This window comes from Litorivivens sp. (genome assembly GCF_041625495.1).
GTDB lineage: Bacteria > Pseudomonadota > Gammaproteobacteria > Pseudomonadales > Spongiibacteraceae > Litorivivens.
In genome coordinates, this window is record NZ_JBFJTH010000036.1 from 1 (window position 1) to 13,712 (window position 13,712).

At 54.4% G+C, this 13,712-nt stretch carries 7 protein-coding genes and 1 riboswitch; of the genes, 2 read left to right on the forward strand and 5 right to left on the reverse strand.

Features of this window, described 5'->3' with window-relative positions; translation table 11 throughout:
* On the reverse strand, nt 1-2,786 hold a 2,786-nt coding region (locus ABYP39_RS06280), incomplete at its 3' end, for a cobaltochelatase subunit CobN (RefSeq protein ID WP_372781630.1).
* Nucleotides 2,787-2,908: 122 nt separating this feature from the next.
* Nucleotides 2,909-3,172, reverse strand: a riboswitch (cobalamin riboswitch).
* Nucleotides 3,173-3,257: 85 nt separating this feature from the next.
* Between ABYP39_RS06280 and traF the strand changes: the two genes are divergently transcribed.
* The gene (gene traF / locus ABYP39_RS06285) at nt 3,258-4,448 is read left to right on the forward strand and encodes a conjugal transfer protein TraF (RefSeq protein WP_372781632.1); all 1,191 of its coding nucleotides are present in this window, start codon (nt 3,258-3,260) and stop codon (nt 4,446-4,448) included.
* A 40-nt stretch (nt 4,449-4,488) separates the two neighbouring features.
* On the opposite strand, the gene ABYP39_RS06290 is transcribed toward traF, so the two are convergent.
* The 4 genes from ABYP39_RS06290 to ABYP39_RS06305 all read right to left on the reverse strand — a co-directional run bounded on the left by ABYP39_RS06290 (nt 4,489) and on the right by ABYP39_RS06305 (nt 12,431).
* Nucleotides 4,489-6,729 (reverse strand): TonB-dependent receptor, encoded by a 2,241-nt coding sequence (locus ABYP39_RS06290; protein WP_372781634.1) that lies wholly within the window; start codon nt 6,727-6,729, stop codon nt 4,489-4,491.
* Nucleotides 6,730-6,748: 19 nt separating this feature from the next.
* A complete protein-coding gene (locus ABYP39_RS06295) occupies nt 6,749-9,358 on the reverse strand; it encodes a TonB-dependent receptor (protein ID WP_372781636.1) in 2,610 nt (869 codons plus the stop codon).
* A 35-nt stretch (nt 9,359-9,393) separates the two neighbouring features.
* Complete coding sequence (locus ABYP39_RS06300; protein ID WP_372781638.1) at nt 9,394-10,869, reverse strand: FAD-dependent oxidoreductase; 1,476 nt, start codon at nt 10,867-10,869, stop codon at nt 9,394-9,396.
* Between the two features lie 302 nt (nt 10,870-11,171).
* Nucleotides 11,172-12,431 (reverse strand): cytochrome P450, encoded by a 1,260-nt coding sequence (locus tag ABYP39_RS06305; protein ID WP_372759066.1) that lies wholly within the window; start codon nt 12,429-12,431, stop codon nt 11,172-11,174.
* Between the two features lie 246 nt (nt 12,432-12,677).
* On the opposite strand from ABYP39_RS06305, the gene ABYP39_RS06310 reads away from it, so the two are divergent.
* On the forward strand, nt 12,678-13,709 hold the full coding sequence (locus ABYP39_RS06310) for a medium chain dehydrogenase/reductase family protein (RefSeq protein ID WP_372748772.1): 1,032 nt from the start codon (nt 12,678-12,680) through the stop codon (nt 13,707-13,709).
* Nucleotides 13,710-13,712: the final 3 nt, after the last annotated feature.

Sequence of the window (13,712 nt, forward strand, 5' to 3'; positions counted from 1 at the left end):
ACCGCCAGCTCACTGCCGACGGCATAGCCCACCCGCGTCGGCAGCAGGCTGCCATCCAGGGCGTAGAAATTGCGTCCGGTGGGCAGGGCTTCCGGCGTGCGAATGGGATCATTGCCCTTGCCGGGCAGGACATAGCGACCGTTCAGGGCATTGAGCAATGCTTGCATCTCCGCAGCCGGCGAGCGCGCCAGATCAATGCGCCATTGCTGTCGGGTTTTCTGATCAAGCACCTGCTCACCGACCATGGAGGTAAGCATGGTGTCCAGCGCTGACTCCGACCAGGCGCGACCAAAAACATGCAGCCCCAGCGGCATATAGTCTTCCTGAATATTGGTGAGATAGTGGCCCACCTCATGCAGCAGAAATTCCTCATCAATGTCATCAAAGCCGACACCGCGTACTGTGAGCTCTTCATCCATGCTGGCAATCAGTTCGTCGCGCAGTCCCAGCTCGTCGATGCGCTGTCGCAAGGTAGCCACCGCACGGCTTCGGGTGCTGGCGTCAGTGGCGGCCTCGGCACTCTCAATCAGCTGGCGAAGTTCCAGCAGCTCGTCATACAGCTCGGTGGCGGCAAGCGGTGGTGTCAGATGATCCACCATGACGGCCAGTCCGCGCCGCTTGGCCTGTATCCCCTCGCCTACCCCGTCGACAATATAGGGATAGATACCGGGGACGTCGCCAGCGATCAGGGTCGGGTAGTCATCCTCGCCCAACCCCATACTGCGACGCGGCAGAAACTCATAGGTGGAATGTCGACCCAGATGGATCAGCGCGTCGGCTTTAAAATGATGATGGAGGTAATGATAGAACCCCAGGTACTGATGTGGTGGCGGAAACGACAGATTGGCATGGAGCAGTTCCTCATTTATCTCCCAACCACGCGGTGGCTGGGGGCCAACAAATACTTTGCCAAACTGCACACCCGGCACCAGCAGTTTGTCATCCCACACCATAACCTTGCCCGGTACAGCGCCCCAGCCACGAATGCCTTCAATACCCATCGCGACAAGCGCCTGTAACAGGCTGTCACTCTCGCGCCAGTCGTCCGTGGTTAGGCGCTCACCGGAGAGGGCAGACTGCAGCAGATGGTCATAGCCGGCCGTGAGCTGCTCCAGCAGACGCAACGCCCGCTCGCGCCCCGGGTGTCGCAAGCCATCAAGCGCGTGGTGGATATCAGTCGTGGCATTGTGTAACGTGATCTGCAATGTCTGCAGATATCGCTGGCGCTGATTACCGGCGGGCAAGGTCATTGCCTGCTGCAAGCCGCTGCGCAGGCGAACATCCAGATAGGCCAGCGGTCCATCGCGCATCTCTGCCTGCAACGTCGACGGCAGCTGAGCAAACCATTGTTGATAGCTATGTGCGGACAACGTGGCGACCTGCTGGCTCATGGCGGACAACGCCGCCCGGTCTTCGGGCAGGTTTACGCCGCGCGCCTGCAATACATCCAGCAAGGCATTTTCGTTCGCGGGCAACTCCCCCGTGTCATAGCCTGCCGCCTTGAGGGAACGCAATATTTCCAGCAGGCTCTCGGGTACATTGAGATTGTCAGCACCAATATTGTGACGCCCCGGCGGGTGGTTGTAGTACACAATGGCAACGCGTTTATCGTTGTTGTCCCGAGACTGCAAACTCAGCCAGCCTTCGGCTCGTCTTGCCAGCCGCTCGACCGAGGACGTTATGACTTTACTGCGACTTACCCGAGCGCCAGTGCGCTCATCCAGTTGCGATGGCGAGGCCAGCGCCACGACCTGAGGCTGACTCACACCCTGCAACTCCGGCATGGCGACCCGATAGTGAACACTCTGGGCGGGAATGCCCTGCGAAGACACCCAGTATTCCTGCGCCGTGGTCTCAGCCACCCGAATACCCTTGAGAATCGGCACATTGAGTCCTGCAAGCAAGCTGTCGACCCTTGCCCTGCCCTCACCACCGCCAATAACAAAATCCTGCAGGCTCACAATCAACTGCCGGGAATGGCGCATATTCAAGGCGGCGAGCAAACGCACCGCATCCACGGAAGGCTCGCCCCACGCTGCCAGCACCGAAACACACTGCGCATTTACCGCCGAACAGAATTGCTTGTGCAGCTCCCACTCGCCCGCCAGTTCACCAGTATCGTGATCCAGCACCCAGATCAACGGTTGTTGCTCATCCAGCGTACCGGCCAGGTCGGCAGCGCGCAGCCACTGCGGTTCACTTTGCGTGTGCAGGGCAAAGCGCACCAGTGCCACCGGCTCAAAGCGAGGGCTCTGCTCACCTGCAGAGGCGAGAAAATGCAGCAGATGCCGCGCATTGCTGACTGAGCGATTCACCCAGTACGCACGAGCTTGCAACCAGTCGCGAAAAAGCGGATTGGCTTGCTGCAGCGCCTTCAGGCGCTGATGATTGCTAAAGTCGTCTCTTTCACCAACCCGGGCATCAACGGATTGCGCGGTAAAGGGGCTCCCCTGCCGGTCTCGGTGCAGAGGCAGCAGGCGCCGGTCACTGTGAATCACCAGCCGGAATTGCTCCCTCGGATAGCTCAGCGCAAGCAGTCGTTCGACCTGATCACCAAATACCGCCACCAAAGCCAGACTTTGGTGGTTGAGAATCAATGACTGCAGTTGCGCTTGCGTCAGTGCTGCCAGTTGCTCGACCGTTCGAACTTGAATACTGGCACCTGTGGCGAGCTGATGGGCACCAGCCACCAGTGTCGGCGCCGAACGCTCAGAGACAAGCACGAGAACGCTGCGCTGGTCCGCATGGGAAGGCAAGGCGGCCAGCCACAAAACAAGGGCTGACAAAATCAGCCTCGGCCGAATCGAGAAAACACGCATAACCACACCCTAGGGAGGAAATAAAAAGGCATGGCGAAATGCGGTAATTGGACAGATGCGACAACCATCCGAACCTTCTGGCACCCCGCCACTGTTCGTTGGTTTCCGGCCGGTCTCCGGGCTTGCAGTTGCATGACATGCCAGCGCTCCGCCTTCCCATGTCCTGTTCACCAAAAGGTGATGACACAGTGGCTGCGGCTCTCTAGGTGAGAACCGCCAGAACGCCTGAAACTGTTTACCGTTGCGGGGGCAGCACAGGACTTACAGAGCTGATAGTCAGCATCTGCGCACCTGTTTCCCGATTATCCCGTGCCGCCGACGGCGACGTGGGCACCTGAAACTGGCGGAGATACTACAGGTAGATCTCATTGAGTCAACCCTTTCAATTCATCGCCGACTGAACGAGAATCCCCCCTTGCCAACTACGTTGAAACCCTAATGGCCACATTTCACTTGTTCTCGCGCTGGCGCAAAAAGTCTCTGGCAATCGTACTCACTTCGTTTGCCCAGTCTCTCTACGCCCAGCAAACCATTGTTGATACCGAATTGTTGGGACTCGCCTCGCAAACCGATGCCTCGTCGTTTATCGCCAACCCGGCAACCATGCATCTGAAAAATGAGCGCTATCGTTATTCACTGAATTCAGCTACAGGCGGTTACTTTAACGATAAGAACGGCCTGTTAGACGATTTTGAGGATGCCGAGGAAGAAGGCGAGCGAATCAGGGAGTTATCAAACGAACGGTTGCTGTTTCCGTCGGATTTTGAACGTCAGATCGCAATCTTCGAACGTATGGACGGGAAATTGTTTACCCTGTCCGGCGGCAACGTAGCCGCTGTGGCGTTGCCTATAGACGGTGTGGAGACAACTCTGGTTTCAACCGTGGTCAGCCGCCTGGCCACTGCCTTTGACTACAATCCGAATGACGCTCAACGCTTACGTACCGCACCGATACTGGGTGTCGTGAGCCCACCCGACCTTGAGTCGCGCATTATTATTCAGGGTATTGCCATCAGTGATGTTGGCGTTAACTTTTCCAAAACCCTGACCAACTTCTACGATACACGCGTTGGCGTGACGCTGAAGTATCAAGGTGTACGCTTACTCGAAAAGGCGATCGAAATTGACGACTATGAAGAAATCACGCTGGATGAATTCCGCGACGCTTTGAAAACACGACATCATCTCAATGCGGATATCGGCGTGTACAAAGCCTGGAAGCAGTGGCATGGCAGCTTCGTGGTGAAATCACTTAACAGCAAAAGCTACAAGGGCAGTAATGGCAATGTCTATCGCCAGCACCCCGGCGTGCTCTTGGGGCTAGCCTGGCAAGGAGAGCGCACGCTGGCCTCATTGGACTGGGATGTGGTACCCAGTCAGCGACGCTTCGGTAGGCTCGACGATGAACAGCGCGTGCGCTTAAGCGGCCAGTACAAAATCAACCGTCGCTGGAATATCAGCGCGGGGATTGCGGCCATTGTGGAAGGCCGCGACAACGATGCGTTGTCACTGGGCGCCGGCTATCACTGGGAAAGTGGTGCTGCGGTAAATATGGCGCTTATCTATGCCGGCCCGGAAGAGCTAGGCGGATCCATTCAAGTACGCTTCCCCTTCTGGAAACGCGACTGACAAGCAAGATGGGGCTACGCGGAGCAGCCCCCTCTCGCAACTAGAATTGCAGGCTAACATCCAGCCCGTAACTTGCGGGCTCACCGAATGCACCAACCCGAGTAGACCACGGAAAGGCGCCGATGATGTCGAGCTGGTATTCCTCGTCGGTAAGATTTTTACCCCACAGGGCGACCGACATCAGCCCACCAAAAGCAGCCATATCTCGCACGCCCAACCTTGCGTTCAACAACCCGTAATCCGCAATCTCGGCATCATTGATAACACTGGCATTAGCCGCAGGCCACTGACTGTCGCGCCAGGAGTAATTGATATTTGCCAATAGCGATACCGTGCCCCAGAGATACGGCGTATAGGTCAAATCAACCATATAACTTGACTCAGGTGCACTGGGCAACGCATAACCCTCAGCCTCATTGGCACCGGTGTTCGGATTAATGACCTCTTCAACATTAGCATCCAATCTTGCATAGTTCATCGTTAGCATCAGATCGTGCGTCACTAGCAAGGTGAGATCCGTTTCAAATCCTGTGATGGAGGCCTTACCCGCATTGAATACCACGACATCTGCCGGGTTACCCTGGGTAGCGAAGCTCAGTTGAATGTCGTCATAAGCACTATCAAAGAGAGCTGCATTCACGCGCAGGCGTCGGTCGAACCATTCAGATTTGATACCCAACTCGGTATTGGCTACCTGCTCTTCGCCAATCGGTGTGGTCAGGCTCTGTGAACTCACACCACGGCCGGTGTAGCCACCGGTTCGATAGCCTTCGACGTACTTTGCGTAAACATTGAGATCATCGGTGACATCCCACGCCACAGTAAACGCAGGGCTAGTATTGGAATAATCGGATTCAGCGTCGACGTTATCAAAGTCTTCCCCCCCAAAGACCACGCCCCAGAAGCCATTGCGACGGCTTCCGCGCACATAACGCGTGTCCTCAGTCTGACGGATACCCACCGTGAAGTGCCAGCGACTGTCGAGCTGCACTGGACTATAAGTCACCTGGCCAAAAATAGCCGACGCTTCATTCTCTGCCCAGGTCGTTCGTGTCTGCAGGGATTCTTCCACCGGCTCGACGAAACTGGATATCGGCAACGGCAGTGGACCGGTCAGCGTTTCGGCTGCCAGCGCAATATAGTCCGTGGTATGTTCCGAGCCCGATTCTTCGAAATAGTAAATACCGGCCAGATAGGAAAGTTGGTCATCCAAAGCACTGCCGGTAATCTGAAATTCCTGACTGAATTGGCGATGCGCTGTCACAAACGGATCATTGGCAAATAAGCGATCCGTATTGGCGTTGGCGCCATAATCCTGATAAATCCATTCGTTCATGTCGCGGTAGCCTGACAGCGATTTCACATTCATAGCGTCATTCACATCCCAGCCAACAATCAAGCTGTGCCCTCGCACACGCAGACCGCTTTCCTCAATCGGATGCCGAGGTTCTACCGAATCAATAAAATCTTCTGACCAGGTTACCTGCTCAAAACCTGCGGCGGGCTCACCAATAGTCTGGTAATAAAAAGTTCCAATATCGTTGTCGGTATAGTCGTAGGCATAATCAACAGTGACGGAGTCCGAAGCATCATAGCGCAGCGCCAGTCTCGCCCCCTGCTTACGCTCGTCACCAAAATCCGGCCCCTCACCCAGGTTTTCCACCCAGCCGTCCCGCTCGCTGAACACATAGCCCAGTTTGGCACTCAGTCCACTGACAATCTCCGGAAAGTCGATATCGGTCTGCACCTCCAGCCTATCGTAGTTTCCCAGCGTTAGGCTCTGCTTCCAGCCAAATTCGCCACTTGGCGCGCGCGGTACAATATTAATCGCGCCGCCCGTCGCGTTTCGCCCATAGAGGGTACCCTGCGGTCCGCGCAGTACTTCGATGCGCTCAGGGTCCACAATCTTGTTGGCGAGCCCTGAAGAGCGCGAAACATATATGCCATCGATATACACCCCCACCGCCGGATCCTGAGTTATCTGTACATCGTTATTACCAATACCGCGAATAAAGACCCGCAGCGAAGATTGAGAGTTGGGGAACTGCCGCATCGCCATATTGGGAACGGTAAATTGGATATCTGCGAGATTACTAATACCGAACTTTTCAATATCTTCACTATTAAAAGCCGACAGAGAGATGGGCGTGTCCTGCAGTGACGCCGCTTTCTTTTCAGCCGTCACAACAATCTCCTCCAAAGCCGGTGCGCTGCGTTGAGCCTGTGCAACACCGGAAAGCAACAACGCGACCAAAGTTGTGCCATACCATTTTTTGTTCATTTACTGCCCCCCTCGCTAATCAAAACAACCACCGCGCGTCGACGCCGTAACGTCGCGGTGGCATCAAGCTACCAGTGTTAGTCCCAATTGAATCACCTACGCCACCGGAATTGCTCATGTAGCGTTCATCAAATACGTTGTTTACATAAAAGCTTAATGCGCGGTCGCCCTCGGTGTTTTCCCAAGTGAATCGAAAATCTATCAGAGAGAATGCCTCGTCACCACTGGCCAGCGGGTCCTCGCGGAATGCATCGTAGGCTGAGTCATCTATGCCAAAATAGCGCTCGCTGCGATACTGAAAATCGACACGCGGCGTCAGTAGGCCCGCTGACGTTTGGACCGTGTATTGCACCCCCAGCGACAGGTTGTCCTGTGGCGATACTTGGAAAGGTTCATCAGATCGATCATTGAGTTTCTCGCCCTGACCTATCGCCTGTGTAAACAGATCAGCGTCTTTATAATCTTCGTAGGAATAATTATTGTTACTGTAGGCGAGATTAACACTCATGGCGGGTACCGGAATCCACTGCACCTCAATCTCAGAACCCAGGATGCTTGAGCGCCCCGCGTTCTGGAAAATTACAGCGTTATTGCCTGCAGAGTCGCGTTTTACCTGGATCAACTGCATGTTGTCGAAGTCCATACTGTATGCCGCGATGTTGACCCTCAGCGACCGAGCCAACGCCTCAATCTTGATGCCCACTTCACGGTTTTCAACCTCTTCAGGTTCTATACGCTCCAGGCCATCAATTCCTCGAGGCTCAAAAAACCCTGCCTTGAACCCAAAGCTCCAGGTAGCGTACAGCATGCCGGAATCAAAGCCGCTAGCAGCCAGCCACGCGTCATCAAACTGATACGCTATCGAGGCCATCGGTGTGGTTTTCGAAAAAGTCTCCGATTTTTTATCCACCAGTGGATTGTTCATGTCCAGCGGGAAATCAGGGATGGAATCGCCATTAGTATCCGGGAACAGCGAATTGGCCAGTGTTACCGGATCATCCAGCCAGCGCAGCGGCCCAAGGTAGGGATGAAAGCCACCGGCGCCAGGCCCAAACACACCGGCATACTGCGGCGCAGCAAACAGGCCACTGCCTTGCAATCGCGCTGAGATTGCTTCCACATCACTGGTGAAAACCTTGAGATCAGAGGAGCGCTCTTCAGCGGTGTAGCGCACACCTGCCGTAACTTCAATCTGCTCGGTCAACTGATAACTCGCCTGACCGAACAAGGCTGCGGTTACATTTTCAAGACCAAACTGCGAATACGACAACGGTGTCAACACACCCACCAGCGGCACCGTGCCACCCACGACCGGCTGGGTTGGTGCCTGACTGCTCGCCAGCTGTGCCAGCGTCTGACTGTCAAAACCAGCTAGGGCAGTAAATAGCGAAAACGGCTCTTCGTTAGTCTCGCGCATCGCAAACGCCCCGAGCGTGTAGGAGAAGGTGTCGTCAAATACCGCACCATTGAGTTGAAGCTCCAAACTGATGGAGTCGCGTCGACTCTTCTGCTCTGGATCAGCAAACGAAATACCGTAGGATTCACTGAGTTTCTTGGTACCGCCGTCGTTGTCCCCCAACCATTGCGGTCCCTTTTCTGCGCCGCGCACACCAAAGACCAGTTTCGCGGTATGTGTATCATTCACTTCCCACTGCAGGGTTGATGACAGCATCACCGTTTCAAGGTCCCGCGTCATGTAGGGATTTGGCCCTACGCGGGTGGTGTAATCGCCGAGTCGTTCACGTGAATTGGATTCGCAGTTATCTCGAAACGCACTGGGCCGGCTCGGATCGGTATCGCCGGACCACATCACATACAGCCCTTTCATAAACAGCGACTGCTCATTGATCACGTTGCAGTGGTCTGTGGCGATCTGCTCATGCACGCGACCATAGTAAGCAAATGCATCCAGACCGAGGGTGTCGCTTATATCCCAGCGTAACTGACCGATAACTGATTGCCTGTCATTGTCGCCACCACGCTTGGTCCCGATAATCTCATCTTCGATATAGCCATCATCTTTGATAGTGTTGGCGGCCAGTTTTACAAAAACATGATCACTGACGGGCCAGTTAAAACTGGCTTTGGCGCGTCGTAAACCATCGTTACCAATGCCGGCCTCTATATAGGATTCAACACTGTCGCTGGGCTTGACCAGCGATAAAACCATAGCGCCACCCGTTGTATTCTTACCGAATAAGGTCCCCTGTGGACCACGCAGTACTTGAATACTGGCCACGTCGACGGTATCTAATAACTGTCCATCCGCACGCGGCAGAAAAAGATCATCCAAGTACACGCCCACCGCCGGGTCAACGCGAGCAAAACCGGTTCTCTCACCCACGCCGCGAATAAAAATGGCGCTCGAGCGATTTTTCGTCACTTCCAAGCTGGGAACCACTTTTGCGAGGTCTTGCACATTACCTAATCCGCGTTCACGTAAATCATCTCCGGTAAGCGCACTTACCGCTATCGGCGTTTCCTGAATATTTTCCGCTCGACGCCGGGCGGTAACAATAACTTCTTCCAAGGCAGCATTATGACTTTTCTGAACATTGCCTAACACAGGTGTAGAACCATGTATGCAAATCGCAAGCAAAAGCATTTGGCGAAATTTAGGTTTCATCATGTACACGCTCGCTATTTATTATTATGGGGAAAACGCTATGACTGTGCTGCGGCCTGACGCCCTGCCAGGCGACCAAAAAAAGTGACATCGGCTACCGACATACCGCTGGCATATCCCGCCGATGTTCTGGGAATACCCGCAACCGTTCTGCCAGCAGCAAACAAGCCCTCTACTGCGCTGCCATCAGGGCGCAGTACTTCGCCCGTTGGTTTAACCTCCAGTCCGCCGAGGGTAAATACCGGCGGTTTTATTTGATCTAGCGCGTAACTGACCAGCGCATAGGGCGGTTCATCCAGTGGCATCAACCAATCCGACGCTTTGTGAAAAAGCGGATCCTGCCCCAGCGCTGCATTCTGATTGTAATAATCCACCGTATGTTGCAGGTTGCCTGCGGGGAGTCCGCTCTCAGATTCCACCTCTTCAACCGTTTCACCAACCGCAACAATATCCACGTTTAGATACGCCGGCCGTTCAAAATGGCGATTGTCGATGAACATGAAAATACGTCCCTGACTCTGCTGGATTGCATAGTGCCCCAGCCGCGCCAGGTAGACATCTTCGTTAATAAAGCGTTGCCCCTGCTCATTCACAAAAATGCCGTAGGTAAGCTGGGCCGGCGGGTAATGGGCAATGCCGACAAAGGCTTCGCCCATATTGATCAAATTTCCACCGGCTGCCTGCCCCAGACGTATTCCATCGCCCCGATCGCCGGGGTTACCGTGGCGGGTCGCAATCCCATCCAAGGTCGGGAGATGCTTACGCGTCATTGCTTCGTTCATGATAAAGCCGCCAGTACACAGCACGACACCGCGGTGCGCACGAATCAGCACCTGCCGGTTATCGATTCTGGCGGCAGCTCCTACGACGCGCTTTTGCTCATCCTGAACCAGGGCCGTGATACGGGCATCGCAAAGAATATTGACTCCGGATTCACGCACCCTTTCCAACAGATGCCCCATAAATACCAGACCACCGCTGTGATCGGCATCTGCAGGTAGGTGTCCACGTGGTGCCGCCTGCGCCATCTCGACAAAAGGCCAGGCCCGCTCATTGCCGGTGTACTGCAGAGAATCGCCGGTCATGGCAACTACATCTCTACCGTCATAAAAACCGCGTTTGTAGGGCACACCAAGGGACTCGGCCCAGTCAAAATGCTCCACCGCGCCGTCGCAGAACAGACGCAGCCTGTTCTCGTCGCAATTGTCCCCAAAGCAGGCTTTCAGATAGTTATAAAAATTGTCTGGCGAATCGGCTATGCCGAGATCGCGCTGCAGCCTGGTGCCACCACCGAGGTACATCTCGCAGGCTGACATCTGAGTAGAACCACCACCGCCGCTTGAAGATTCCAGCACCGTAACCGCAGCACCCGCTCGCCTTGCTTCAAGAGCGGCACTGGCACCGGCACCGCCCAGCCCGGCAACGAGCACATCGGTTTCCAAGTCAAAAGCCTCTACGCCACTCAGGGGAATAATATCGCTCACTGTGTTTTCGCCGTTGTTATCTCGTTTCAATTGCTATTTGCAGGCGATATCTATATCACAGAAACATTTCTATTGGTATGTTTTATAAATTCACTCGGATACAACCGGCAGGCACGACAGATTCGACCAGCGCAACTTGCGTGAGCGGACAATGTAAATCCTAGGACAGGAGACTGAATGATAGGAGGGAGAAGGTTACCGCTTGAGCTCCATCTGGGGATTCGCAACTAAAGCTGTGTTACCCGATAAAATGACGCCCCGAATCGACAGAGCGCCATTTGTTTTAGGGACAAGCTCCTACACCCTGTGCAAGAGCCTAGCAGTAGTGCCAATCAGGCCGCGGCGCGTGTTTCCGGGTCAAAGGTGATAGGCATCGCTTTAATGGTATTGATAAAGAAAGAGCGCATGTAAGTCACATCACCGGCAAACTTGGGGTTGCGCAAACGCGGAATCATTTCTTCAAAAATAATACGCAGCTCAAGTCGCGCCAAGTTCATACCCAGACAGAAATGCTCTCCAATACCAAAAGCGCGGTGCTCGCGATTAATAGCCTGATGGCGCTTGTGGCGGTGAATATCGAACTTCATCGCATCGTCGCCAAACACATCTTCATCGTGATTGACCGCGTGATAGTGCAACACCACTTTCTCGCCCTTCTTGATGTTATAGCCGTTCCACTCGATATCCTGCGTAGCGGTACGACGCATCGCGATAAACGCGGTGTTATAGCGCAGCATTTCTTCTACGGCCATTGGAATATCTTCCGGGTGGTCAACCAGATGCTGCAGCTGATCCGGGTTCTCCATCAACAGTCGCATGCCGTGGGCTGTGGCCGTACGGGTACTCTCGTTGCCACCTACCATAATCAGGATAAACATCCAGGCGAACATTTCTTCGGTCACTTTGACGCCATCAACTTCGCCTTCAAGCAAGGCCTGAACCACCTGGCTTGTGGGGTTCTCGCGCTGTTTTTTAGCCAGCTCAATGGCATACATGATAACTTCCATTGAAACAGCGTTGCCTTCATCAATGCCGGTTGCGACATCAGGATCATCGGCGAAGGCCATTACGTTGGTCCACTCAAAAAACTGCTTGCGATCTTCCTGGGGTACGCCCAGCACCTCCAGGATTGCAATCAATGGCAGCTCAGCCGCCACATCTTCAACAAACTCACACTCACCTTTGGCTGCCACTCGATCAACAATCGCTTTAGCCTGCGCCCGCAGCCAAGGCTCCATCGCGGCTACTGCCCGAGGTGTAAAGGCGTCACGCACTACCTTGCGGTACTTCATGTGCCGAGGGGGATCCATCGAGATGATGAAGTTTTCGTTCATCACCTCCTGAATAGCCGCCTGCTCAGGCGGCATTTCCATCGGGAATGGCCCTTTTTCAGCGGAAGAGAAGAGATCCGGGTTCTGGGAAACAAAATCCAGCGCATCGCGTTTAACCGCCGCCCAGTAGGGCACGCCATTGTCAGGGTCATCAAATTTCACAAAAGAGCCCTGCTGGCGCAGCTTGCCAAGGTCGGCATAAGGCATGCCGTTAACATAGGCATCCAAATCCAGCAGGTGGGTAAACGGACATTGACTCATAGGTACTTCCCTTCCAAGTTGTGGTTTCTCATCGCTTTTTTTGAGGCTCACGAGCGCCCGTAACGGGGTTTTCTGCCGCTATTTAACGATTTGGTAATCTACGCTACCACAACCACAATAACATTTTGGTTAAAATGTTTTTATGTGCAGCCGGCTTATTACTGTATCGTAATCATAAAGCCTTTGACCAATGGCGCCAGCTTTCCTAGATTGCGCGCTACTTAAACGGCCTTGAAAGTTTAGACCATGCAGTGGAAACACGTTGACATCAGCGCCTTTGGCGGCCCCGAAAACATCAAGGTTATTACGGAAGATACCCTGCCACAGCCCGCACCTGGTCAGGTACGGGTAAAAGTACTGACCGCAGGCACCGGCTTCACAGACACCGTTATTCGCCAGGGCCAGTACGTCGACGTCAAAGACAAGCCTCCCTTCACCCTCGGCTACGACTGGTTCGGCCTGATAGATGCCGTGGGCAGTGGCGTTACCCAATTCAAGGTGGGCGACCCTGTTGCAGACATGTCGGTGATTGGCGGCTACACCCAATATCTGTGCGTAGACGCGGAGCGGGTGATTCCCTGCCCAGAAGGCCTGAACCCTGCGTCAGCGGTGTGCATGATTCTGTCGTATACCACGGCCTACCAGATGCTGACCCGGGAATGTTCACTGAAATCTGGCGACAGCATTCTGGTACATGCCGCCGGCGGTGCAGTGGGCACCGCTCTGCTGGAACTCGGCCGCGAAATGGGTCTCAAGGTTTATGGCACAGCGTCGAAGGGCAAACATTGCCTCGTGAAACACTACGGCGCCATACCCATCGATTACCACAATGAAGATTTTGTCGAGCGCATAGCACAAGAAACCGGTGGCAAAGGCGTACAGGCCGTGTTTGACACCATCGGCGGCAAGTACTGGTCTCGCTCCTATCGTTGCGTAGCCAAAGGCGGCAAGCTGGTCGGGTTTGGCGCTCTACAGGTCACAACCGGCGAAGAAAAGATTCCAAGCTTGCTGTTCGGCTTTTTGAAGCTGCTCGCTCTGTGGCCGATGCTGCCCGATGGCAAAAGTAGTGGCTTTTACAATATCCAGACCCGTCGCGGCAAGAAACCGGAAGAGTTCAAGGAAGACGTTGCAACGCTCATGCAATGGCTGAAACAGGAGCGCCTTAAACCTGCAGTCGCTGCCATCCGCCCGTTGACCGACGCTGCCGACGTACACCGCCAGATAGACAAAGGCGAAATTGCCGGCAAGGTGATATTGGACTGCCAGCAAACAGATTGACTA

What these genes read in the sequence shown, in the direction of transcription:
- ABYP39_RS06305 (WP_372759066.1), bottom strand. Translation starts at nt 12,431, where the DNA reads ATGAGTCAATGTCCGTTTACCCACCTGCTGGATTTGGATGCCTATGTT.
- ABYP39_RS06295 (WP_372781636.1), bottom strand. Translation starts at nt 9,358, where the DNA reads ATGATGAAACCTAAATTTCGCCAAATGCTTTTGCTTGCGATTTGCATA.
- ABYP39_RS06310 (WP_372748772.1), top strand. Translation starts at nt 12,678, where the DNA reads ATGCAGTGGAAACACGTTGACATCAGCGCCTTTGGCGGCCCCGAAAAC.
- traF (WP_372781632.1), top strand. Translation starts at nt 3,258, where the DNA reads ATGGCCACATTTCACTTGTTCTCGCGCTGGCGCAAAAAGTCTCTGGCA.
- ABYP39_RS06290 (WP_372781634.1), bottom strand. Translation starts at nt 6,729, where the DNA reads ATGAACAAAAAATGGTATGGCACAACTTTGGTCGCGTTGTTGCTTTCC.